The organism is Rhizobacter terrae, from assembly GCF_003852895.1.
In the GTDB taxonomy this organism is placed as follows: Bacteria; Pseudomonadota; Gammaproteobacteria; order Burkholderiales; family Burkholderiaceae_C; genus Albitalea; species Albitalea terrae.
Genome location: NZ_QUSW01000005.1, coordinates 353,252 through 376,303 on the forward strand (window position 1 = coordinate 353,252; position 23,052 = coordinate 376,303).

Sequence of the window (23,052 nt, forward strand, 5' to 3'; positions counted from 1 at the left end):
CTCCGGAAGGGCCCATCCATGAACAAGAGCGGCATCGTTCTCATCATCATTGGCTGCGTGTTCCTCGCGAACAACTTCGGACTGCTGCAGTTCGATTGGCTGCGCCAATGGTGGCCGCTGATCCTCATCGGCGTGGGCGTGTATTCCATCGTCAATCACAAGCCGGGCGACAAGTCGTCGTCGGGCACAGACAAACCTCAGGCATGAAATTCGTCGACGAAGCCACGATCGACGTTGTCGCCGGCAATGGCGGCAACGGCTGCATGAGCTTCCGTCGAGAGAAGTTCATCCCCTTCGGCGGACCCAACGGTGGAGACGGCGGCCGCGGCGGCAGCGTCTTCGCAGTAGGCGACCGCAACCTCAACACGCTGGTGGACTTCCGCTATTCGCGGCGCCACGAGGCCCGCAACGGCGAGCATGGCCGCGGCTCCGACCAATACGGTGCGGCGGCCGAGGACATCGTGCTGCGCATGCCCATGGGCACGATCATCACCGACGTGGACACCGGCCAGGTCATCGCCGAGTTGCTGGTGCCCGACGAGAAGGTGATGTTGGCCAAGGGCGGTGATGGTGGCTTCGGCAACCTGCATTTCAAGAGCAGCACCAACCGTGCACCGCGGCAGAAGACGCCGGGCTGGCCCGGTGAAGCGCGCAAGCTCAAGCTGGAGTTGCGCGTGCTGGCCGATGTTGGCCTGCTGGGCATGCCCAACGCTGGCAAGTCCACGCTGATCGCCGCCATCTCCAATGCACGGCCCAAGATCGCGGACTACCCTTTCACCACCTTGCACCCGAACCTCGGCGTGGTGCGCGTAGCCGCGGAGCAGAGCTTCGTGGTTGCCGACATTCCCGGGCTGATCGAAGGTGCCGCCGAAGGCGCCGGCCTCGGCCACCTCTTCCTGCGCCACCTGCAGCGCACGCACCTGCTGCTGCACATCGTGGACTTCGCGCCCTTCGACGAATCCGTCGATCCGGTCGCGCAGGCCAAGGCCATCGTGGCTGAGTTGAAGAAGTACGACGAAACGCTGTACGACAAGCCGCGCTGGCTGGTGCTCAACAAGCTGGACATGGTGCCCGACGACGAGCGCGAAAAGCGCGTCAAGGACTTCATCAAGCGCTTCAAGTGGAAGGGCCCGGTGTTCCAGATCTCCGCCCTGACGCGCGAAGGCTGCGAGCCCCTCATCCAGGCCATCTATCAGCACGTGTCCAAGCTGCGCAACGTGGTGCCGGAGGATCCGGATCCCCGCTTCACCTCCGACAACGCCGACGCCGCCCAGCCATGACCGACGCCCTGAAGAACGCCAGGCGGATCGTCGTCAAGGTCGGTTCCAGCCTGGTGACCAACGAAGGACGCGGCGTGGACGCCGAGGCCGTGGGCAATTGGTGTCGGCAGATGGCGGCACTGGCGGGGCAGGGCCGCGAGGTGGTGATGGTGTCCAGCGGTGCCATCGCCGAGGGCATGAAGCGACTGGGCTGGTCGGTTCGGCCCAAGGAAATCCATGAGCTGCAGGCTGCAGCTGCCGTGGGACAGATGGGCCTGGCCCAGATCTACGAATCCAAGCTGAGCGAGCACGGCATGGGCAGCGCGCAGGTGCTGCTCACGCATGCCGACCTGGCGGATCGCGAGCGCTACCTCAATGCCCGCTCGACACTGTTGACCCTGCTCTCGCATCGCGTCATCCCGGTCATCAACGAGAACGACACGGTCGTCAACGACGAGATCAAGGTTGGCGACAACGACACCCTGGGTGCCTTGGTCGCCAACCTGGTGGAAGCCGATGCCCTGGTCATCCTCACGGATCAGAAGGGCCTGTATTCGGCAGACCCGCGCAAGGACCCCAACGCCCGCTTCATCGATGTCGCCCAGGCTGGTGCGCCTGAGCTTGAGCAGATGGCCGGCGGTGCAGGGTCGAGCATCGGCAAGGGCGGGATGATCACGAAGATCCTCGCCGCCAAACGGGCGGCCAAGAGTGGTGCCAGCACCGTCATCGCCTGGGGCCGCGAACCCGACGTGCTCGTGCGGCTGGCCTCGGGCGAAGCCATTGGCACGGCCTTGATCGCGCCGACCCAGAAGATGGCGGCCCGCAAGCAGTGGATGGCCGATCACCTGCAGATGCGCGGTGCCGTGGTGGTGGACGATGGCGCCACCGCCAAGCTGCGCGATGGTGGCAAGAGCCTGTTGCCCATCGGGGTGGTCGAAGTCACCGGCGAATTCCACCGCGGCGATGTGATCGCCGTGCGCAGCCTGGCCGGCGTGGAGATCGCCCGTGGCCTGGCCAACTATTCGAGCAGTGAGGCTCGCCTCATCGCCCGCAAGCCGTCCAGCGAGTTCGAACGGTTGCTGGGCTTCACCGGCGAGCCGGAGATGATCCACCGCGACAACCTCGTCCTCGCCTGAGAAGACGAGGACTCCGCGAAGGCTCAGGCCTGGCGCGGCGGAATCGTCGTGGCGTCTGGCGACGGTGCGGCAGGCTGATCCGACGGATGGTCATCTCGCGGATGGTGCTGCCGGTCGTGGTCCTCGTCGCGATGGTGTGGCCGCATGCCTGAGCGCAGGTAGCGGTTGTGGTGGCTGCCCCGCGGCAGGAAGCGGGCGAGCTCCGTCAGCGCCATCTGGTAGACGTCGCGCTTGAACTCGATCACCACCTCCAGCGGCACCCAGTACTCGTTCCAGCGCCAGGCATCGAATTCCGGATGGTCAGTGGCGCGCAGGTTCATGTCCGTGTCGCGGCCCGTGAGCTGCAACAGGAACCAGATCTGCTTTTGCCCCTTGTAGTGCCCGCGCGCATCGCGGCGGATGAAGTGGTCGGGCACCTCATAGCGCAGCCAGTCGCGCGTGCGCGCGATGATCCGCACATGCTCCGGCGTCAGCCCCACTTCCTCGTGAAGCTCCCGGTACATCGCCTGCTCTGGCGTCTCGCCGTATTTGATGCCCCCTTGCGGGAACTGCCAGGAATGAGTGCGGATGCGTTTGCCCCAGAACACCTGGTTTTTCTGGTTGAGCAGGATGATGCCGACGTTGGGTCTGAACCCTTCACGGTCGAGCATAATCAACCCCAAAATTCTCGTTGAAATCATTATTGCACCGGCATGACGGTAAGCAACCCCTTGGGTTTCCCTCACTCCGCCGCGTGAATTCCCACCTTTTTGGCCCTGCATGAAAGCCTCCCAGTTCTTCATTTCCACCCTCAAGGAAGCGCCCGCCGATGCCGAGGTCGTGAGCCACAAGTTGATGATGAGAGCCGGTCTCATCAAGCGGCTGGGCGCGGGCATCTACAACTACATGCCCATGGGCCTGCGGGTGATCCGCAAGGTGGAGAACATCATTCGCGAGGAAATGAACCGCGCGGGGGCAGTCGAGTTGCTGATGCCGGTGGTGCAACCTGCCGAGCTCTGGCAGGAAACCGGACGCTTCGAAAAGATGGGGCCCGAGCTGCTGCGCGTGAAGGACCGGCATGAACGCGACTTCATCATCCAGCCCACCAGCGAGGAAGTCATCACCGACATCGCTCGCCAGGAGCTGCGCAGCTACCGGTCGCTGCCGAAGAATTTCTATCACATCCAGACCAAGTTCCGCGACGAGCGCCGGCCCCGCTTCGGGCTGATGCGCGGCCGCGAGTTCACGATGAAGGATGCCTACTCCTTCGACCGCGACGAGGCGTCCGCCGGCAAGAGCTATGAGCAGATGTACGCCGCCTACCAGCGCATCTTCGAGCGCCTGGGCCTGACCTACCGAGCCGTGGCCGCCGACACCGGGGCCATCGGCGGCGACCGCTCGCATGAGTTCCAGGTGATCGCCGACACCGGCGAGGACGCGCTGATCTACTGCCCGAACTCCGACTACGCGGCCAACATCGAGCTGGCCGAGGCGCTGCCCTTGATCACCACCCGCGGTGCAGCCACCAAGCCCCTGACCAAGACGCCCACGCCGGGCAAGAGCACCTGCGAGGACGTCGCCGCTTTGCTGGGCGTGCCGCTGCAGACGACGGTGAAGTCGCTGGTGCTGGCTACCGACGAGAAGAACGAAGCCGGCGACGTGCTCAAGAGCACGGTGTGGCTGCTGCTCGTGCGTGGCGACCACCAGCTCAACGAAGTCAAGGCCGGCAAGGTGCCGGGCCTCAAGGACGGCTACCGCTTCGCGACCGTCGCCGAGATCGAGGACCACTTCGGCTGCAAGCCCGGCTACCTTGGCCCCATTGGCCTGAAGAAGCCGGTGAAGATCGTGGCCGACCGCACGGTGGCCAACATGAGCGACTTCATCTGCGGTGCGAACGAGATTGACTTCCACATCACCGGCGTGAACTGGGGCCGCGACCTGCCCGAGCCCGACGTGGTGGCCGACATCCGCAACGTGGTGGAGGGTGATCCCTCGCCTGACGGCAAGGGCACGCTCGCCATCCAGCGCGGCATCGAGGTGGGCCATGTGTTCTTCCTCGGCACCAAGTATTCCAAGGCGATGAACGCCACCTACCTGGATGAGACCGGCAAGCCGCAGCTCATGCAGATGGGCTGCTACGGCATCGGCGTGACGCGCATCGTGGGCGCGGCCATCGAGCAAGGCCACGACGAGCGCGGCATCATCTGGCCGGATGCGCTGGCACCGTTCCGCGTGGTCATCTGCCCCATCGGTTACGACCGGTCTGCGGAGGTGCAAACCGCGGCTGACCAATTGCACGACCAGCTCCAGGCCCAGGGTGTGGATGTCATGCTCGACAACCGCGGCGAGCGGCCGGGCGCGATGTTCGCGGACTGGGAGCTCATCGGCGTGCCCCACCGCGTGGTCATCTCCGACCGCGGCCTGAAGGAAGGCAAGGTCGAGTACCAGGGGCGGCGCGATGCGCAGGCCACGAGCGTGGGTGTGGGTGAAATCGGGGCATTCCTCACATCCAAGCTGGCCTGATGGCGCGGCGGCGTGGAACCACCACGCCCTGATCGAGACTGACGCTTGTCTGGAACTGATGAGGCAGCGGCTTGAAGCCTGAGAGGACGGAATCCTTCGTCACGGTCGACGCCCGTGCGGCAGTTGGGCGCAGGGCGCTGCTGCTCGGAGGTGCGGCCGCGCTGTGCGCGAGCCTGCTGCCTGCCGCTGCCCTGGCCGGCGCCCAGAAGGAAGAACCCCTCGCGGACGCCGTCCGGACCGCGCTGGCCGCGTCCATCGCCAACAGCGCTCCACCCAAGCCGGTCTTCGATACCACCGAGACCCGCCTGGCCTACCTGCGCTGGCTGGGCGAGATGAGCCAGCGGCTGAAGAAGCGCACGGCCGACCACACCACGCGGGTCGAATTCCTGGAGACTGTCTGGTACGAGAGCAAGCGTGCTGGCCTGGAGCCCAGCCTGGTGCTCGGATTGATCCAGGTGGAAAGCGGCTTTCGCAAATACGCAATCAGCAGCGTGGGCGCACGTGGCTACATGCAGGTGATGCCGTTCTGGGCACGCCTGATCGGCGGCGGCGACACGCTGGCCTTGTTTCACATGCAGACCAACCTTCGCTTCGGCTGCGTGATCCTTCGCCACTACCTGGACATCGAGCGCGGCGACCTCTTCATGGCGCTGGGCCGCTACAACGGCAGCCGTGGCCGGCCGGAGTATCCGAGCCTGGTGTTCGGGGCGCGCAAGAACTGGGAATACCAGCCGCCAGCGGCTTGAAGGCGGCTACAGCCCCGTCCACGCCTTGGGCGAGGCCGACTCGACGCCGATCAGCGACAAGACACGTTCGACCGTGTCGTTCACAAGCTCATCGATCGTCTGCGGACGGTGATAGAACGCTGGCAAGGGGGGGAAGACGATGCCGCCCATCTCCGTCACTGCCGTCATGTTGCGAAGGTGTGCGAGGTTGAAGGGCGTCTCGCGCACCATCAGCACCAGCCGGCGCCGCTCCTTGAGCGCCACGTCGGCGGCGCGGGTGAGCAGGTTGTCCGACAGGCCGTGGGCGATGGACGCGAGACTCTTCATGGAGCACGGTGCCACCACCATCGCGTCAGTGGCGAAGGACCCGCTGGCGATCGCCGCGCCCACCTCGGACGGGCTGTAGGACACATCCGCCAATGCCTCCAGCGCCGAGCGGTCCAGCCCGAGCTCGTGGTGCACGTTGAGCACCCCCGCCGGCGTCACCACCAGGTGCACCTCGCGCCCGGCCGCACGCAGCCGCTCCAGCAGCCGGACTGCATACACGGCACCGGTCGCGCCGGTCACGCCGACGATGATGCGCCCGGCGCTGGCCGTTGCCATCAGGCGCTGGGGGCCAGCGCCTGCTGCAGTTCGCCGGCCTGGTACATCTCCATCATGATGTCCGAGCCGCCGACGAACTCGCCATTGATGTACAGCTGCGGAATCGTGGGCCAGTTGGCGTATTCCTTGATGCCCTGGCGCACACCTTCGTCTTCCAGCACGTTGAAGGTGGTCAGGTCGTTCACGCCGCAGGCCTTGAGGATCTGCACCGCGCGGCCGGAGAAGCCGCACATCGGGAACTGGGCCGTTCCCTTCATGAAAAGCACGACACGGTGGTTCTTGACGAGGTCGTCGATGCGCTGTTGAACGTCGCTCATGGTCTGAAGCCTTGGGGCAAAACTGAAACAGCCGTGGTTATACGGCAAACGCGCACCGCCTTGCGCGGTGCGGTCTTGGTTGGGCTCCCAGCTTCAGAACGAGTAGGTCACGCCCAACTGGAACATCGGCGACAGGTGCAGGTCGCGCAGGGAATCGTCCAGGGCCTGGCGGCCCAGCTTGACGGAGCTTGGGTTCAGGGCCATCACGCCCAGATCGGCGCTGAAGCCCCATCCCCCACGCCCGGCCAGGCCGGTGTAGCCCACCCCCACGTAGGGCAGGGGGTCGCTGGCGTTGTCGCCGGGTGTCATTGTCTGCAGGCCCCACACGCCGACGCTGCGGCGGTCGATGTTGAAGGCGCGTCCGCCCAGGTTGGCGGATGGGTTGCCCAGCAGCAGGCTGGACGAGCGCGAGCCCATGAGGACACCGCTGGTGGCGCGAAAGCCGCTGGCGCTGCCCACGCCGCGCAGGTCGCGGCTGAAGTAGTAGTCGCCCAGCAGACTGGCGCCGCCCACCTTCAGGCCCGCGGCGTCGGCATTCAACCAGTCCGGATGCGAGCCGGGCGACAAGGTGCCCAGCGCCAATCGGCCCTGCCATTTCGGCCACAGGCTGTCCGCCGACGGCTGCAGCCCATCCCCAACGCCCCACGCTCCGCCGGCTGCGCTCAATCCCAGAGCCGCGGCGGCCACCCAACGCGCTGATCGCATGACACGCTCCTTTGCAAGGACTCGGACCCGCTTGCGCTTTCTCGTTCGCGTTCATGCTACGCCGGCTGCCTCGCTTTGTGTGCCGTTTGTAGGCGGCGGCCTGCCGTTCGATCAGGAGCGTGACGTTTTTGGCACAGCCCGGACCTTGCCGCGCCGCATCAATGTGGCGCGCGGGCGCCGGTGCAGCGCTCGATGCCGGCCAGGTCGCGGCGCGAGGCGATGTCCACGAAGCCCGCATCGGCCAGCAGGCACGTGACGGCACGGGCTTGGTCATGCCCATGTTCGAGCATCAGCCATCCGCCGGGCACGAGGTGTTCGCGGGCGCCCGAGACAATGAGCCGGATGTCCTGCAGGCCGTCCGCGCCGGCGGTCAGGGCGCTGCGAGGCTCATGCTGCAGGGCGGCCAGGTGGTGGTCGCCTTCGTTGATGTAGGGCGGATTGCTCAAGGCAAAGTCGAAACGCCGGCCCGCCAACGGAGCCCACCAATCGCCGAGCAGCCATGAGACGGCAAGCCCGAGCCGCTGGCCGTTGCCGCTGGCAACCCGCAGCGCGCCGTCGCTTGCATCCGTCGCCGTGACCTGCGCCGCAGGATGCATGTGCTTCACCGCCAGGGCGATTGCGCCGCTGCCGGTGCCCAGGTCCACGACCTGCGGCGTGGTGACCCCCTGCATCGCCTCCAGCGCCCAGTCCACCAGCGTCTCCGTGTCCGGCCGCGGCACGAGCACGTTCTGGTCGACCTTCAGCAGCAGGCCGTGGAATTCCTTCTCGCCAAGGATGTAGGCCAGGGGCTCGCCCGCCGCCCGGCGGCGCAGCCAAGACAGGAAGGTGTTGCTTGCGGCCACAGGCAACGGCCCGTCCGCATTGGCGATGAGCCAGGTGCGTGACTGCTGCATGCAGGCGCTCAGCATGAGCTGCGCATCGAGCCGGTCCACGCCGTCGGCGCGGGCCTTCGCGAAGGCGTCGGCGATGGTGTGCAGACTCACGACTCGCCGCTCTCCAGCGCCGCGAGCTGCTCGGCGGCGCGCGCAGCTTCGAGTGCATCCATCACCTCGTCGAGGTCGCCGTCGATGATGAACTGCAGCTTGTACAGCGTGAGGTTGATGCGGTGGTCCGTGAGCCGCCCCTGCGGGAAGTTGTAGGTGCGGATGCGGTCGCTGCGGTCGCCGGTGCCGATGAGGCCCTTGCGCGTCGCGGCCTCCTTCGCCGCCCGCTCGGCGCGGTCCTTTTCCTTCAGCCGCGCCGCCAGCACCGCCATTGCCTTGGCCTTGTTGCGGTGCTGCGAGCGGTCGTCCTGGCATTCGGCCACGATGCCGGTGGGCAGGTGGGTGATGCGGATCGCGCTGTCGGTCTTGTTCACGTGCTGGCCGCCCGCGCCGCTGGCGCGGAAAGTGTCGATGCGCAGTTCGGCCGGATTGAGCTGGACCTCTTCCGCCTCGTCCGGTTCGGGCAGCACGGCCACCGTGCAGGCGCTGGTGTGGATGCGGCCCTGCGTCTCCGTCGCCGGCACGCGCTGCACGCGGTGGCCGCCCGACTCGAACTTCAGCCGCGAATAGACGTTCTCGCCCTCGATGCGGAACACCACTTCCTTGAAGCCGCCCAGGTCCGACACGCTTTCGCTCATGAGCTCGGTGCGCCAGCCGCGGCGCTCGGCGTAGCGCAGGTACATGCGGGCGAGGTCGGCGGCGAAGAGGGCGGATTCGTCGCCACCCGTGCCGGCGCGGATTTCGAGGAAGGCGTTGCGGTGGTCGTCCGGGTCCTTGGGCAGCAAGGCGGTCTGCAGTTCCAGGTGCAGTCGCTCCACGTCGCCTTGTGCCTGCGCGATCTCGTCACGCGCCATCTCGGCCATCTCGGGGTCGTCGAGCATCTCGCGCGCGGCCTTCAGGTCGCTCTCGCGCTGCTCGAAACGGTTGAAGCGGCCGACCACGTCCGAGACCTCGGCGTGCTCGCGCGTGAGCTCGCGAAAGCGCTTCATGTCGGAGGCGATGCTGCCGTCGGCCAGCGTGGCGTCGAGTTCGGCCAGCCGCATGGCCAGACGCTGGAACTGTTGTCGGAGAGAGTCTTTCATGGCGTGTTCTTCGAGCCGTGACGAGGAGGGCTCTGAACATGCGTGCGGCACGAGGCCGCGACAGCTCACCGCCCGCTTTGGCGGTCGGCGCTAATGTTGATCGTCAGCGGGGTGGCGCGCAGCGTTGCGCAGGAACAGGCGCGACACCGTGCCGGCGAGTTCGCGGCGCTGCTCTGGATCGGCCGCGTGCAGCTCTGCCAGCGTGCCGTGCAGCATCTTCTGTGTGAGGCCGCGCGAGAGCGCTTCGAGCACGGCCTCCACGTCGGCACCCTTGGCCAGCGCCTTGCGAGCCCGTGCGATCTCGGTGGCGCGCCAGTCGTCAGCCTGCGCATTCAGGGCCTGGATGAGAGGCACCGTGCCGCGCTGGTCCAGCCAGTGCACGAAGCCCTGCACGCCGGTCTCGATGATGGCTTCGGCCTGCTGCACCGCGGCCTGGCGCTTCTCGCCGGCCACCTGCACGAGGGCCGACAGGTCGTCGACGGTGTAGAGGTACACGTCCGAGAGCCGCGACACTTCGGGTTCGATGTCGCGCGGCACCGCCAGGTCGACCATGAACATCGGCCGGTGCCTGCGCACCTTCAGCGCCCGCTCGACGGCGCCCAGGCCGATGATGGGCAGAGAACTCGCCGTGCAGGAGACGACCACGTCGAACTCGGCCAGGCGTTGCGGCAGGTCGGCCAGGCGCATCGCCTCGGCGCCGAAGCGGCCCGCCAGCTTCTCGCCGCGCTCCAGCGTACGGTTGGCCACGGCCAGCAGGCGCGGGTTGCGCGCGGCGAAATGCGTGGCGACCAGTTCGATCATCTCGCCAGCGCCCACGAACAATACCTTGAGTTCACGCAGTTCTTCGAACAGCTGTGAGGCCAGGCGCACCGAGGCGGCGGCCATGCTGATGGAATGCGCGCCGATCTCGGTGGAGGTGCGGACTTCCTTGGCCACGGCGAAGGAACGCTGGAACATTTGGTGCAGCGTGGTGCCCAGCGTGCCGGCGGTGTCGGCTTCGCGCACCGCCTGCTTCATTTGCCCCAGGATCTGCGGCTCGCCCAGCACCATGGAATCGAGCCCGCTGGCCACGCGGAAGGCATGGCGCGCGGCGGCGCTGTCTTCGAGCACATAGGCGTGCTCGCGCAGGGTCTGGCTTTGCACGCCGCCCATCTGCGCCAGCCAATCCACCGCCGGGCTGGCCAGCGCGCTCTGGCCATGCGTGGCATCGGCCACGTACAGCTCGGTGCGGTTGCAGGTGGAGACGATGGCGACCTCCGGCGAACGGCTAAGGCGCTCGCGCAGGCCGCGCAGCGCGGGGGCCAGTTGCTCGGGCGAGAACGCGAATCGACCGCGCAAATCGAGCGGTGCGGTGGCGTGGTTCAAGCCGAGGGCCAGGACGGTCATGGAAGCGATTATAAAATTCGTTGCAATTCAAGGACTTGGGGCCTGCTCAAAGTCCTTGTGCGGGATTTAGCACGAATCATGCGCGGGTTGTTCCGACAAATTGCGCACGGTTCACCCTCATTTCTGGGGCGAACGATCTTGGACTTTCTCGGCGCCCTCTGGCACTTGCTCAATTTTCTGGCTCCGCCAGCATTCATCGGCCTTGTCGCATCCTTGGCAGCGCGGTTGCTGTGGCGACGCGACATGGCAGGCGTGTCCGTGCTGAGGCTGTGGGCCTGGTCGTCGGGCCTGGCATTGGCGGCAGCGCTGGCGGCGGTGATCGTGCTCGGTCGTGACGGGAAAATCCTGGGCTACAGCGCGATGGTGCTGGGCTGCGCGGTCGGCCTGTGGTGGGCGGGGTTCGGCCGCAGGCATTGAGCCGAACTGGCCGGCAATCCGGCGGTTTCAACAGGGATCGCCGCCAGAGGCATTGCCTCACAGTGACGGGCGTGGAAATGGCTTTCCCGCCGAAACGCCCCTTGATGAGCACCCGCGCCCGACTGAACCTGTACCTGGCGATCACGTTCGTGATCGTCTTTTGCATCAGCTCGGCCGTGCTCTACCGCTCGCTCATCGACGGCGCCATGCAGCAGGTGCGGCGCGACTCCGCGCTGCAGATGGAAATGGCCATGGCCATCCGGCGCTACACCATGGAGGACGTGCGTCCGCTGCTGCCACCGGGCGAGGTGCTGCACCCGCAATCCATCCCGGCCTTCGCGGCCAACCGCACCATGTCCTTGCTGGAGGAGGTGCGCCCGCAGTACCGCTATGCCGAGGTGGCGATCAACCCAACCAATCCGTCCAACCGGGCGGCGGGCTGGCAGGTGGATCTCATCAATGCCTTCCGCAACGAGCCCGACAAGATCGAGGCGACGCACCTGAGCGAAGGCCCGTCGGGCGCGATGCTGCACGTGGCGCGTCCGGTGCGGCCCACGGCGGATTGCCTCGCTTGCCACGGAGCGGCAGCGGCGGCGCCGGCCGGCTTGCTCCAGCGCTACGGTCGTACCGGCGGCTTTGGCTGGAAGATCGGCGAGACGGTGGGGGCGCAGATCGTGTCGGTGCCCACCACCAACGCGCTGAACGCGGCGCGTGAGGCCTGGTGGCGCCATGTGGGCGCCTCGCTGGTGGTGTTTGCAGCGCTGTTCCTCGTGCTCAACCGCGTGCTCAGCCGGGCGGTGATCGCGCCCATCGAGACCCGCAGCAGCACGTGGCGCGAACTGGCGACCCGGGACGCGGTGACCGGTGCACGCAACCGCCGCAGCTTCGACGAGGAAGGCCGGGCGCTGATCGCCGCCTGTCGCGAGAGCGGGGCCGATCTTACGCTCCTGGCCTTGGACATCGACCATTTCAAGCGCGTGAACGACACCTTCGGCCACGACGTGGGCGATGCCGTGCTGTGCGAGTTCGTGCAGCGCATCCTGCAGGCATCCAAGCGTCGCGATGGCCTGTACCGCACGGGCGGTGAGGAATTCGCGATGCTGCTGCCGCATTCGGATATCGATGCCGCCGCGGCCTTCGCCGAGGTGCTGCGCCGCCAGTTCGAAGCCACGCCCTTCAGTGGAGCTGGCCGCTTGACGGCGAGCTTCGGTGTGGCCGTGTTGCTGCCCGGCGACACGCTGGAGACACTGATGAAGCGCGCCGACCGTGCGCTCTACGAGGCCAAGGGCGCCGGCCGCAACCAGGTGCGCTGCATCGTCTCCTGAGCGACGCAGCGCTGGCAGCGTTCAGGCAGCCGCTTCTTCCTTCACCAGCACCTCGCCGCGCAGCGAATGCGGGAAGGCCTGCGAGATGGTCACATCCACCATCTGGCCGACCAGGCGTGGCTGGCCCTTGAAATTGACGATGCGGTTGCACTCGGTGCGGCCCATCAGCTCGTTCGGGTCCTTGCGCGAAGGGCCTTCGACCAGGATGCGCTGGACGCTGCCCACCCGTGACGCGCTGATGCGCTGGGCGTTCGCCTCGATCACGCCTTGCAGGTGCTGCAGCCGCTTGAGCTTGAGTTCCTGCGGCGTGTCGTCATGCAGCGCCGCGGCTGGCGTGCCGGGGCGCGGGCTGAAGACGAAGCTGAAGCTGCTGTCGAAGCCCACGTCGTGGATGAGCTTCATCATCTTGGCGAAGTCGTCTTCCGTCTCGCCCGGGAAGCCGACGATGAAGTCGCTCGACAGGCTGATGTCAGGCCGCACCGCGCGCAGCTTGCGGATGGTGCTCTTGTATTCCATCGCGGTGTAGCCGCGCTTCATCGCCATGAGGATGCGGTCGCTGCCGTGCTGCACCGGCAGGTGCAGGTGGTTCACCAGCTTCGGGACCTTGGCGTACACGTCGATCAGACGCTGCGTGAACTCGTTCGGGTGGCTGGTGGTGTAGCGGATGCGCTCGATGCCGGGGATCTCCGCCACGTACTCGATGAGCAGCGCGAAGTCGGCGATCTCGCCGGAGTCGCCCATGGCGCCGCGATAGGCATTCACGTTCTGGCCCAGCAGCGTCACTTCCTTCACGCCCTGGTCGGCGAGGCCGGCGACTTCCACCAGCACGTCGTCGAAGGGGCGCGACACCTCTTCGCCTCGGGTGTAGGGCACCACGCAGTAGCTGCAGTATTTGGAGCAGCCCTCCATGATGGACACGAAGGCGCTGGCACCTTCCACCCGGGCCGGCGGCAGGTGGTCGAACTTCTCGATCTCGGGGAAGCTGATGTCCACCTGCGGGCGCTTCAGCTCGGCGCGCCTGGCCAGCATGTCAGGCAGGCGGTGCAGGGTCTGCGGCCCGAACACCACGTCCACGTAGGGCGCGCGTTCGATGATGGCCGCGCCTTCCTGGCTTGCCACGCAGCCGCCGACGCCGATCATCACGCCCTTGGCCTTCAGGTGCTTCACGCGGCCGAGGTCGCTGAACACCTTCTCCTGCGCCTTCTCGCGCACCGAGCAGGTGTTGAAGAGGATGAGGTCGGCCTGTTCGACGTCAGTGGTGGGCTCGTAGCCTTGGGCAGCGTTGAGCACATCGGCCATCTTGTCCGAGTCGTACTCGTTCATCTGGCAGCCGAAGGTCTTGATGAAGACTTTCTTGCTCATGGCTTCACCCACACTTGCGCGGCGGGGTCGAACGACCAGGCTTGAGACTCTGCGACAGTGGTGGGCCAAGGCCGTTTCGCCGCTTCGTCAGGCGTGAGAATCCACACATCCTTGATCAGGCCGTCGATGTCGAGGGTGTAATGCACCAGCAGCTTCTGGCCGATCAGCGCGCCCGAAAGTTCGAGCATGTTGTTCTGTCCGCGGATGCGAACTCCCGGCGCGAGGCGTGCGGCCTGGCCGTTGAGCGTGGCGTCGGCCGGGGAGGTGATGAGCAGCGCGCCGCGCAGTGCGGTCTGCGGAAAATTGCGCTGGAATTGCGCAGCGGCGGGTGCGACGAGGCAGGCTGCACTGAGGGCAGCAATGGCACAGCGGTACATGGTGTAGATCCAGTGGCTGTTGAGAAAAAAGCCTTGCAGACGCGAATCTACAAGGCTTTTGGTAGTTTGGTGGCGCTTCAGGGACTCGAACCCCGGACCTGCGGATTATGATTCCGTCGCTCTAACCGACTGAGCTAAAGCGCCTAAGCCTCACATTATAGCGTGGCGCAAACCATCCCCCAGCATGTTCAGCTTTTTCAAGAAAAAAACTCCGGCGCAGCCTGATCCCTCACCGGTTGATCCGCCCACTTCATCGCCTGCAGCGGTACCTGCTGCGGAGAAGACCTGGCGTGAGAAGCTGGGCTTCGGAGCGCCTGCGGCTGCACCTGTTCCCACGCCTGCAGTGCAGCCACCAGCGATGGTGGTCCCCCCTGTCCCGGCCCCTGAGGCTGTGCCGGTGGCCGCGGCGTCCAGCGGTGCGCCGGAGCCCACGTCCGAAGAGCGCAGCAGCTGGTTCACCAAGCTGCGCAATGGCCTGCGCAAGACCGGCTCCAGCATCGCGCAGGTGTTCACCGGCACGCAGATCGACGACGCGCTCTATGAAGAACTCGAGGCCGCGCTGCTCATGGCCGATGCCGGTGTGAAGGCCACCGAGTTCCTGCTCAACGACCTCAAGCGCCGCGTGAAGGAGGCCAAGGCGACCGAGCCCGCCGCGGTGAAGGCCCTGCTCGCCGACGCGGTGACCGAGCTGCTCAAGCCGCTGGAGAAGCAACTCACCATTGGCGAGGCGTCGCCCACGGTGATGATGGTGGTGGGCGTGAACGGTGCTGGCAAGACGACGAGCATTGGCAAGCTCACGCGCCACCTGGCCGAGGCTGGCGAGAAGGTGCTGCTCGCCGCAGCCGACACCTTCCGCGCTGCTGCCCGCGAACAGCTGGCCGTGTGGGCCGGACGCACGAACGTGGAGATCGTGAGCCAGGAAGGTGGCGACCCGTCCGCCGTGACCTTTGACGCCGTGGTGGCCGGCAAGGCCCGCCGCTGCGACGTGGTCATCGCCGACACCGCAGGGCGCCTGCCCACCCAGCTGCACCTTATGGAAGAGCTGCGCAAGATCAAGCGCACCATCGGCAAGGCGCAGGATGGCGCGCCGCACGAGGTGCTGCTGGTGGTCGACGGCAACACCGGCCAGAACGCGCTGACCCAGGTGAAGGCCTTCGATGATGCGCTGTCGCTCACCGGCCTTGTGGTGACCAAGCTGGACGGCACGGCCAAGGGCGGCGTGCTCGCGGCCATCGCGCGCGAGCGGCCGGTGCCGGTCTACTTCATCGGCGTCGGCGAGAAACTGGAAGACCTGGAAACCTTCGACGCCCGCGAGTTCGCGAACGCCTTGCTGGGCTGATACCGCTCAGTACCGCGTTCGGTACCGCGCTCAATACCGATCACCGGCTGGCGCGATCGCTTCGGCCGCCGACCTTGGGCGGCAGGTCGGTATCCAGCGGCGCAGGCCCGGTGTCGAGGTCATCGAACCAGGTGGACGGTGGCGGCTCGCGGACGCCAGAGGCCTCGTTGGCGGTTTCGGGCACGGTGTCTTGCACTTGCGTGCGGGGACGCGTCGCCGAGGGGCGTCCGGGTGCGGAGCGCCCCACGCCGCCAGGCTGCTCGGACACTTCAGCAGCTGGCGCGATGGCCTCGCGTGCGGCCTCCACACTGGGCAGCGCCGAGGCCTGCCATTGGTGAACCGGAATCTGGGCTGCGGCCAGCACCTTGAGCAGGCGGTCCTGCCGGCGGCGGGCGCGGCCGCTCAGGGTGTCGTCATTGCGCAGTTCCACCACGGCCATCACCTGGGCATGGCGGTCGCAGATCACGAAATCCGCACTCAGATGGCCCACGCGGCGCAGCCATTCGGCGTACGAATTGCGAGTAGGCACCTTGATGAAGCGCTGCAGCGGCACCTGAGCCAGGATCATGTGCGCCGGCAGTGCATTGCGCAGCAGGTCGTAGGTCTGGCGCTCCTGCGTGGTCAGCACGCGGGTCGCTTGCGGCGGCCAGGCGGCCACGGTGTCCATGCCTTCGGCGCCATGGCCTTCGTGCGAATGGGCGGCGCGGTTGCGCACGCCCCACCACACCAGCAGCATTGCCAAGATGAGGATGAGAGCGATGACTAAGGGATTCAAGGCCGTACTGCTCGAATGTTCGAATAGGTGAACATATCCGGCCCTGAAAAGCCGGTCAATGCGCCCGGGCGCCGCTGATGCGCTAGCGTGGCCCGGGGAAACCCTTCATTCCCCCCAGGCGCTTCATCATCTTCATCATGCCGCCGCCCTTCATCTTCTTCATCATGTCGCGCATCTGCTCGAACTGATTGAGCAGGCGGTTGACCTCCTGCACATGCACGCCCGCACCCGCGGCGATGCGGCGCTTGCGGGTGGCCTTGATGAGGTCGGGCTTGCGCCGCTCCAGCGGCGTCATCGAGCAGATGATGCCTTCCATGCGACGCACGTCGCGTTCGGCCTTGTCCATGTCGACCTGGCCGGCTTTCGCGGTCATCTGCGTAGGCAGCTTGTCCATGAGGCCGGACAAACCGCCCATCTTCTTCATTTGTGAAATCTGTGACAGGAAGTCATTCAGGTCAAAGGCGTCGCCGGACTTGACCTTCTCGGCGAGCTTCTGCGCCGCGGCCATGTCCACGCCCTTGGTCACTTCCTCGACCAGCGCGACGATGTCGCCCATGCCCAGGATGCGGCCCGCGTGGCGCTCGGCATCGAACACTTCGAGGCCGTCGATCTTCTCGCTCACGCCCGCGAACTTGATGGGCGCACCGGTGACCTGCCGCACCGACAGCGCCGCGCCGCCGCGCGAGTCGCCGTCCATCTTGGTGAGCACGATGCCGGTCAGCGGCAGCGCCTCCTTGAAGGCACGGGCCGTGTTGATCGCGTCCTGGCCCTGCATCGCATCGACGACGAACAGCGTCTCCACCGGCTTGATGGCGGCGTGCAGGTCGGCGATCTCCTTCATCAGCGCTTCGTCGATGGCCAGGCGCCCGGCGGTGTCGACCAGCAGCACGTCGAAGTAGTGCCTCCGGGCGTGATCGAGCGCGGCGTTGGCGATGTCCACCGGCTTGTCGCTGGCGGTGGAAGGGAACCACTCCGCGCCTGCCTGCCTGGTCACGGTCTTCAACTGCTCGATGGCAGCGGGCCGGTACACGTCCGCCGAGACGGTGAGCACCTTCTTCTTGCGCTTTTCGATCAGGTGCTTGGCGAGCTTGGCGGTGGTCGTGGTCTTGCCCGCGCCTTGCAGGCCGGCCATGAGGATCACCGCCGGCGGCTGTGCCGCGAGGTTGATGTCCGACACGCCTTCGCCCATGGTGGCGGCAAGCTCTTTGTTGACGATGCCCACCAGCGCCTGGCCGGGAGACAAAGACCCCACCACCTCCGCGCCCAGGGCTTTCTCCTTCACCCGGGCGATGAAGTCGCGCACGACGGGCAGCGCCACGTCGGCTTCGAGCAAGGCCATGCGCACCTCGCGCATCATCTCTTGCACGTTGTCTTCGGTGATGCGGGCCTGGCCGCGCATCGTCTTGACGAGTCGGCTCAGCCGGTCAGTGAGGGTGGATGCCATGGTTGTCGTGCAGCCCGTCGGGGTGATGAAGCAGGGGGCGCTTGCCGAGGGGCGCGAAAGTACACTCTGCGGATGATTCTATCTTTCGGGTCCGCCGGCCAGGCCTGGATCGTGTGGCCCGGCCTCGTGGCGCTCGCGGCCTACGTGACGGCCGCCGTCTTGCCGCAGCGCCAGGAGTCCGCCGTGCGTGCGAGCCTCGTCGCGGCGTGGCTCGCGCATGCCGTGGCCATCGGCATCGAGACGTCGGGCCTGGGCACCGACGTGATCGGTGCGCGCTTCGGGTTCGCGCCCGCCCTGTCGGTCACGCTGTGGCTGGTGATTGCGGTCTATCTCATTGAAAGCCGCTGGCTGCCGCTGACGGGCGTGCGCCGTTCGCTGTCGGCACTGGGTGCCATCGCCGTGGTGCTGTCGCTGGTGTTTCCCGGAGAACTGCGGCCTCACCTCGTGTCGCGCTGGGCGCCTTTGCACTGGGTGATGGGCATCGCCTCGTATGGCCTGTTCGGTGCGGCCGTGCTGCATGCGGCCATGCTCAGCCGGGCCGACAAGCAGATGCGCCACCTGCCGCAACTGGCGGCGGCGCGGCCTGCGCCCCTGGGCCTGCCGCTGCTGCGGCTGGAACGGCTGACATTTCGCTTCGTCGGCGCGGGCTTCGTGGTGCTGAGTGCGGCCATCGTCTTCGGCTGGTGGTTCACCACCACCTGGCATTGGGACCACAAGGCCACCTTGTCGGTGCTGAGCTGGCTGGTGTTCGCCGGCCTGCTGCTGGGACGGCGCGTGTTCGGCTGGCGCGGGCCGCATGCGACGCGCTGGCTGTATGCCGGGGCGGGGCTGCTGCTGCTGGCCTACGTCGGTTCCCGTTTCGTCTTCGAGGTCGTGCTGCATCGCACGCCCACTCTCTGATCATCTGTTCACGACATGTTCAAGCTCATCGTTCTCGTCGCTGTCGTACTGGCCGTGCTGTGGGTGATGCGCGGCAAGCGTCCGGTGGTTCCCCCAGCCGCGCCGCCGCGCCCGGCTGATCCACCTCAGCAGCAGATGTTGGCCTGCGCGCAATGCGGGCTGCATCTTCCGCAAGGCGATGCGCTGCCCGGCCGCGGCGGCGTGTTCTGCAGTGAGGCGCATCGCGCGGAGTACGAGCGCGCGCATCCCAGAACATGAGTGCTACGCAGGCGCCGGCGAGCGAGCGAAGGCGCGGCGAGCGGCGTGCCAAGCGCCGGCCGGAGCCGCCGGAGGAGTCGTGGTTTGGCGCGATCGGCGTGACCGACACCCAGCTGGGCGACAGCGGCGGCATGGACGATGCGGAGTCGCGCTATGAGGCCGGCCTGGCATCGAGTGCCAACGCCGCCGCAGACTCGCGCTTCCTGACGCGCCAGGCGCGGCGCATCATCAGCTCGGGCCAGACGGCCTTCGACCGCATCTACCGCGTGTTCCTCGGGGCACGTGCTGCACTCGGCGTGGCCTTGATCCTCACCGTGGTCGTGGCCTTCTTCTTCGGGGCGCGGCCGACCTTGCCGGTGATCCTCGTCAGCGTGGGCTACGCCGTGCTCGCCCTGAGCATGTGGCTGCTGCCGCGCTTCAACCGCGCGGTGCATCCGCACGAGCTGGCGCGGCTGCGCGGCCCGCAGTGGCTGGCCACCATCGGCGCGGACATCGTGTGCTTCACCTCGCTGCACCTGCTGTCGCCGGGCGGATCCACCTTCAACTACGTGGCCTTGCTGGTGCTGCCGGTGCTCATGGCCGGCGTGCTCACGCCGCGCCTGCAGGCCCTGGCCACGGCCGCCTTCGTGGCCCTCGCGTTGCTGGGCAGCGCCTGGGCATCGGTGCTGTCGGGAGGCGATGCCACCGCGCTGATGACGCAGGCGGGCCTCGCGGGCAGCGGCCTGTTCGTCATCACCGTGCTGGCGGGCGAGTTGGCCGGCCGCCTCGCGCGCGAGGAGCTGACCGCCAAGGGCAGCCTGGAACTGGCGCGTCAGCAGGCCCAGCTCAATCGCCTCGTGATCGAGGAAATGCAGGACGGCGTGCTGGTGGTGGACCGCCGCGGACGCGTGCGCGCTGCCAATCCGGCGGCACGCCGGTTGCTGGCGCCCACCGGTATGTGCCGGCCGGCACCTTTCCAGCTGCGCGGAGTCGAAGCGTGGAATGAGCTGGTCAAGACGGTGGAGCGGGCCTTCAACGAAGCGGTGTGGCCCGAAGCCGGACGCGACGTCGTGCTGGAGTTCTCCCCAGGCGAACTGCGCACCCTGCGCGTGCGCATCCGCTTCACCCGCCGCACCGATTCGCAGGCCGGCGAGGAGTTCTGCGTGCTGCTGATGGAAGACGTGCGCAACATGCAGGCGCGCACGCGCCAGGAAAAACTGGCCGCCATGGGGCGGGTGTCGGCGGGCATCGCGCACGAGATCCGCAATCCGCTGGCCGCCATCGCCCAGGCCAATGCGCTGCTCTCTGAAGATGCCACCACGCCCAGCCAGCGCCAGCTCACGCAGATGGTCAACGACAACGTCGAGCGGCTCAAGCGCATCGTGGACGACGTGATGGAAGTGGCCCCGGGGTCGGTGGTCGATGCCCGGCTGATCGATGCCTCGGCGACGGTGCGCGAGGCCTGCCAGGGCTGGGCGCAAGGCGCCGGCGTCTCGCTGGGCGCGGGCAGCGCGGTGTCCATCGACATCGCGCAGGATGGCCTGGCGGCGGTGTTCGACCCCGACCACCTGCGGCGCGTGCTCATCAATTTGCTGGACAACGGCCACCGGCATTCCAGCAAGGCTTCGGCGTCGGTGCAGGTGCGCCTGGCGGCGCCTGATGAAAGCACCGTCCGCCTGAGCGTGGCCAGCGACGGGCCACCCATCCCGCCGGACGTGGAACGCTACCTGTTCGAACCCTTCTTCTCCACGCGCAGCCGCGGAACGGGCCTGGGCCTGTATATTTGCCGGGAGCTGTGCGAGCGCTATGGCGCGAGCATCGACTACCGCTTGCGCACCCCCGGCGACGCGACGCGCAACGAGTTCAACGTGGTGATGCGCCGCCAGCCGGCCACGGCCCAAGAAACCGCGGCGGCCGCCAGTTGACGGGCCCAACAACCGAGACAAGACGCACGATGTCCTCGCCTTCCCACTTCAGCCTGCTGGTCGTCGACGACGAACCGGACCTGCGCACGCTGTACGAACTGACACTGCTGCGCGAGGGCTACGACATCGAGACCGCCGGTTCGGTGGAAGAAGCGCTGCTGCACCTGAAGGACCGCACCTACAGCGCGGTCATCACCGACATGCGGCTGCCCGACGGCACAGGCCTGGACCTGCTGCGACGTCTGGAAGAAACCGGCCGGCGCGAGAAGGCCATCGTCATCACCGCCTACGGCTCCGCCGAGAACGCGGTGGAGGCGCTGAAGGCCGGTGCCTACGACTACCTCACCAAGCCGGTGGACTTGAAGCAGTTCCGCGCAGTGGTGGCTTCGGCCCTGGGCCGCGCGCCATTGACCGTGCCGACGATGGTGCCGTCCAGCCTGCCGTCCGAAAGCGAGCGTGCCGCGGGTGCCTCTGCGCCGTCCGCATCGGGCGCGTCGTCAGCCGCTCCAGCACCGGCGCGTCCGCGTCCTGTCGCGCCTGCACCCACCGGGCCGGTGAGCGCGGCGCTGGCCCGCATGGCCGGCACCTCGCCCGCCATGCAGGAAGTGCGGGCGCTGGTGGAGAAGGTGGCTCGCAGCATGGCGCCCGTACTGGTCAATGGCGAGTCGGGCACCGGCAAGGAACTGGTGGCCCGTGCCATTCATGAAGTGAGTCCGCGCAGCAACATGCCGTTCATCGCGGTGAACTGCAGCGCGATTCCCGAACAACTGCTGGAAGCCGAGTTCTTCGGCTACCGCAAGGGCGCCTTCACCGGCGCGAACGAAGACCGCGAAGGCTTCTTCCAGGCCGCCAACGGCGGCACGCTGTTCCTCGACGAGATCGGCGACCTGCCGCTGTCCATGCAGTCCAAGCTGCTGCGCGCGATCCAGGAACGCTCGGTGCGGCCGGTGGGCGCGGTGAGCGAGCAGTCGGTCAACGTGCGCCTCTTGAGCGCGACGCACAAGGACCTGGGCGCCGAGGTGCTGGCCGGCCGCTTCCGGCAGGACTTGTACTACCGGCTGAACGTCATCCAGATCCGCGTGCCGCCGCTGCGCGAACGCATCGAGGACCTGGCCGTGATCAGCGAGCAGGTGCTGGAGCGCATCGCCCGCGATGCCCACGTCCAGCCCGCGCCGAGGCTCACGCGCGACGCGCTGGTGCACCTGGCGCGCTACCCCTTCCCGGGCAACGTTCGCGAGCTGGAGAACCTGCTGCACCGCGCGGTGGCCCTGTCCAGCGACGAGCACATCGACGTCTTCGACCTTGGCCTGCCCGAGACGGTGTTCACCGACAGCGCCGCGCAGGAGCTGGACCTCATCACCGAGAACACGCGCATCGATCCGTCGGTGCTGGCGCCCGAGCCGCCGCCCGCGCCGCCGGCCGTCGCGCCGCTGCCGGACGACCTGGCGGCCTACCTCGACGAGGTGGAGAAGGACATTCTCCTGCGCGCCCTCGAGCGCCACCGCTTCAACCGCACGGCGGCTGGTGCGAGCCTGGGCCTGTCGCTGCGCCAGATGCGCTACCGCATGGCGCGGCTGGGCGTGAGCGTGGGCGGAGACAGCTTCGATGGCGATCGGGGCAACTGAGTGGAGTTCGGGCTGGTGGCGCCACGCGCGGCGTGTTGACTCTCCCAACTTCGGCCCGCGTCCCGAGGTCACCGAGGTTTCCCTCGCGCTGATCCATTCCATCAGCCTGCCGCCGGGCATCTACGGCGGCGATGAAATCGAGCGGCTGTTCACCAACAGCCTCGACTGGGACGCGCATCCGTACTTCCAGAAGATTCGCGGGCTCACTGTGTCCTCGCACTTCGTCATCCGCCGCAGTGGCGAGGTGATGCAGTTCGTGTCGGCCGATGAGCGCGCCTGGCATGCCGGCCAGTCGGAATGGAAGGGCCGTGCGAACTGCAACGACTATTCCGTCGGCATCGAGCTGGAAGGGCTGGAGGGCGAGACCTTCGACGCGCCGCAGTACGACGCACTGAAGACGCTGCTCGTGGCCTTGCGGCGGCAGTATCCGATCAGCGACATCGTGGGCCACGAACATGTGGCGCCAGGCCGCAAGATCGATCCGGGTCCGGGCTTCGACTGGCAGGCGCTGCGCACCGCGCCAAGCCTCGCTGATGTGAGCTTTCCGGCCTGACTTTGCACGGTTCGACCCCCTAACACAGTCAGCCTTCGCACCAACCGCCATCGGGGGTTCTCCGAATGCGGTACG

The 23,052-nt window shown here is 67.1% G+C and carries 24 protein-coding genes and 1 tRNA gene; 13 read left to right on the plus strand and 12 right to left on the minus strand.

The features are described from left to right. The first annotated feature begins 18 nt into the window (after positions 1-18). The 3 genes from DZC73_RS29910 to proB are packed head-to-tail and all read left to right on the plus strand — an operon-like array spanning position 19 to position 2,395. Entirely contained in the window at positions 19-207 is a 189-nt protein-coding gene (locus DZC73_RS29910) for a LiaI-LiaF-like domain-containing protein (protein WP_124541971.1), read from the plus strand. Continuing rightward, the gene (gene cgtA, locus DZC73_RS19175) at positions 204-1,280 is read left to right on the plus strand and encodes an Obg family GTPase CgtA (RefSeq protein WP_124541972.1); all 1,077 of its coding nucleotides are present in this window, start codon (positions 204-206) and stop codon (positions 1,278-1,280) included. The genes DZC73_RS29910 and cgtA overlap by 4 nt, the downstream gene beginning before the upstream one ends. Next, positions 1,277-2,395 (plus strand): glutamate 5-kinase, encoded by a 1,119-nt coding sequence (proB, locus tag DZC73_RS19180; protein WP_124541973.1) that lies wholly within the window; start codon positions 1,277-1,279, stop codon positions 2,393-2,395. Before cgtA ends, proB begins: the two co-directional genes overlap by 4 nt. A gap of 23 nt (positions 2,396-2,418) precedes the next feature. On the opposite strand, the gene DZC73_RS19185 is transcribed toward proB, so the two are convergent. Continuing rightward, positions 2,419-3,045: an RNA pyrophosphohydrolase gene (locus DZC73_RS19185; RefSeq protein ID WP_235835212.1), complete on the minus strand. Its 627-nt coding sequence runs from the start codon at positions 3,043-3,045 to the stop codon at positions 2,419-2,421. 109 nt (positions 3,046-3,154) lie between these two features. Here DZC73_RS19185 and DZC73_RS19190 point away from each other — a divergent pair, with 109 nt between their 5' ends. Then, on the plus strand, positions 3,155-4,897 hold the full coding sequence (locus DZC73_RS19190; protein WP_124541974.1) for a proline--tRNA ligase: 1,743 nt from the start codon (positions 3,155-3,157) through the stop codon (positions 4,895-4,897). A 71-nt stretch (positions 4,898-4,968) separates the two neighbouring features. Continuing rightward, a complete protein-coding gene (locus tag DZC73_RS19195) occupies positions 4,969-5,643 on the plus strand; it encodes a lytic transglycosylase domain-containing protein (protein ID WP_124541975.1) in 675 nt (224 codons plus the stop codon). A gap of 6 nt (positions 5,644-5,649) precedes the next feature. On the opposite strand, the gene DZC73_RS19200 is transcribed toward DZC73_RS19195, so the two are convergent. The 6 genes from DZC73_RS19200 to hemA all read right to left on the minus strand — a co-directional run bounded on the left by DZC73_RS19200 (position 5,650) and on the right by hemA (position 10,698). Further along, positions 5,650-6,225 carry a UbiX family flavin prenyltransferase gene (locus tag DZC73_RS19200; protein ID WP_124541976.1) on the minus strand — a complete coding sequence of 192 codons (576 nt, stop codon included), beginning with the start codon at positions 6,223-6,225 and terminating at the stop codon, positions 5,650-5,652. Then, entirely contained in the window at positions 6,225-6,542 is a 318-nt protein-coding gene (gene grxD / locus DZC73_RS19205) for a Grx4 family monothiol glutaredoxin (protein WP_124541977.1), read from the minus strand. Before grxD ends, DZC73_RS19200 begins: the two co-directional genes overlap by 1 nt. A gap of 93 nt (positions 6,543-6,635) precedes the next feature. Continuing rightward, a complete protein-coding gene (locus tag DZC73_RS19210; protein WP_124541978.1) occupies positions 6,636-7,247 on the minus strand; it encodes a hypothetical protein in 612 nt (203 codons plus the stop codon). A gap of 158 nt (positions 7,248-7,405) precedes the next feature. After that, positions 7,406-8,224, minus strand: a complete 819-nt coding sequence (gene prmC, locus DZC73_RS19215; RefSeq protein ID WP_124542175.1) for a peptide chain release factor N(5)-glutamine methyltransferase — start codon at positions 8,222-8,224, stop codon at positions 7,406-7,408. Positions 8,225-8,226: 2 nt separating this feature from the next. Then, positions 8,227-9,312 (minus strand): peptide chain release factor 1, encoded by a 1,086-nt coding sequence (gene prfA / locus DZC73_RS19220; RefSeq protein ID WP_124541979.1) that lies wholly within the window; start codon positions 9,310-9,312, stop codon positions 8,227-8,229. Between the two features lie 90 nt (positions 9,313-9,402). Further along, positions 9,403-10,698 carry a glutamyl-tRNA reductase gene (hemA, locus tag DZC73_RS19225; protein ID WP_124541980.1) on the minus strand — a complete coding sequence of 432 codons (1,296 nt, stop codon included), beginning with the start codon at positions 10,696-10,698 and terminating at the stop codon, positions 9,403-9,405. 243 nt (positions 10,699-10,941) lie between these two features. Here hemA and DZC73_RS30305 point away from each other — a divergent pair, with 243 nt between their 5' ends. Both DZC73_RS30305 and DZC73_RS19235 read left to right on the plus strand, forming a co-directional pair. Continuing rightward, positions 10,942-11,115 carry a hypothetical protein gene (locus DZC73_RS30305; protein WP_235835198.1) on the plus strand — a complete coding sequence of 58 codons (174 nt, stop codon included), beginning with the start codon at positions 10,942-10,944 and terminating at the stop codon, positions 11,113-11,115. Between the two features lie 104 nt (positions 11,116-11,219). Beyond that, positions 11,220-12,440: a diguanylate cyclase domain-containing protein gene (locus tag DZC73_RS19235; protein WP_161974650.1), complete on the plus strand. Its 1,221-nt coding sequence runs from the start codon at positions 11,220-11,222 to the stop codon at positions 12,438-12,440. Between the two features lie 21 nt (positions 12,441-12,461). On the opposite strand, the gene miaB is transcribed toward DZC73_RS19235, so the two are convergent. The 3 genes from miaB to DZC73_RS19250 form a co-directional block, all read right to left on the minus strand. Then, entirely contained in the window at positions 12,462-13,802 is a 1,341-nt protein-coding gene (miaB, locus tag DZC73_RS19240) for a tRNA (N6-isopentenyl adenosine(37)-C2)-methylthiotransferase MiaB (RefSeq protein ID WP_124541983.1), read from the minus strand. After that, positions 13,799-14,179: a hypothetical protein gene (locus tag DZC73_RS19245; protein WP_124541984.1), complete on the minus strand. Its 381-nt coding sequence runs from the start codon at positions 14,177-14,179 to the stop codon at positions 13,799-13,801. Before DZC73_RS19245 ends, miaB begins: the two co-directional genes overlap by 4 nt. A 67-nt stretch (positions 14,180-14,246) precedes the next feature. Continuing rightward, positions 14,247-14,323, minus strand: a tRNA-Met gene (locus DZC73_RS19250). 40 nt (positions 14,324-14,363) lie between these two features. On the opposite strand from DZC73_RS19250, the gene ftsY reads away from it, so the two are divergent. Next, positions 14,364-15,518, plus strand: a complete 1,155-nt coding sequence (gene ftsY, locus DZC73_RS19255; protein WP_124541985.1) for a signal recognition particle-docking protein FtsY — start codon at positions 14,364-14,366, stop codon at positions 15,516-15,518. 40 nt (positions 15,519-15,558) lie between these two features. Here ftsY and DZC73_RS19260 read toward each other — a convergent pair whose 3' ends face one another. After that, the gene (locus tag DZC73_RS19260) at positions 15,559-16,293 is read right to left on the minus strand and encodes a DUF2726 domain-containing protein (RefSeq protein WP_124541986.1); all 735 of its coding nucleotides are present in this window, start codon (positions 16,291-16,293) and stop codon (positions 15,559-15,561) included. An 82-nt stretch (positions 16,294-16,375) separates the two neighbouring features. Continuing rightward, a complete protein-coding gene (ffh, locus tag DZC73_RS19265) occupies positions 16,376-17,737 on the minus strand; it encodes a signal recognition particle protein (RefSeq protein ID WP_124541987.1) in 1,362 nt (453 codons plus the stop codon). Positions 17,738-17,809: 72 nt separating this feature from the next. On the opposite strand from ffh, the gene DZC73_RS19270 reads away from it, so the two are divergent. The 5 genes from DZC73_RS19270 to ampD are packed head-to-tail and all read left to right on the plus strand — an operon-like array spanning position 17,810 to position 22,977. Then, positions 17,810-18,637, plus strand: a complete 828-nt coding sequence (locus tag DZC73_RS19270; protein WP_124541988.1) for a cytochrome C assembly family protein — start codon at positions 17,810-17,812, stop codon at positions 18,635-18,637. A 15-nt stretch (positions 18,638-18,652) separates the two neighbouring features. After that, a complete protein-coding gene (locus tag DZC73_RS19275) occupies positions 18,653-18,895 on the plus strand; it encodes a PP0621 family protein (RefSeq protein ID WP_124541989.1) in 243 nt (80 codons plus the stop codon). Beyond that, entirely contained in the window at positions 18,892-20,799 is a 1,908-nt protein-coding gene (locus tag DZC73_RS19280) for an ATP-binding protein (RefSeq protein ID WP_124541990.1), read from the plus strand. Before DZC73_RS19275 ends, DZC73_RS19280 begins: the two co-directional genes overlap by 4 nt. Before the next feature lie 29 nt (positions 20,800-20,828). Further along, the gene (locus DZC73_RS19285; RefSeq protein ID WP_124541991.1) at positions 20,829-22,424 is read left to right on the plus strand and encodes a sigma-54-dependent transcriptional regulator; all 1,596 of its coding nucleotides are present in this window, start codon (positions 20,829-20,831) and stop codon (positions 22,422-22,424) included. Beyond that, positions 22,405-22,977, plus strand: coding sequence for a 1,6-anhydro-N-acetylmuramyl-L-alanine amidase AmpD (gene ampD, locus DZC73_RS19290; protein WP_124541992.1), 573 nt, complete (start codon positions 22,405-22,407; stop codon positions 22,975-22,977). The genes DZC73_RS19285 and ampD overlap by 20 nt, the downstream gene beginning before the upstream one ends. Positions 22,978-23,052: the final 75 nt, after the last annotated feature.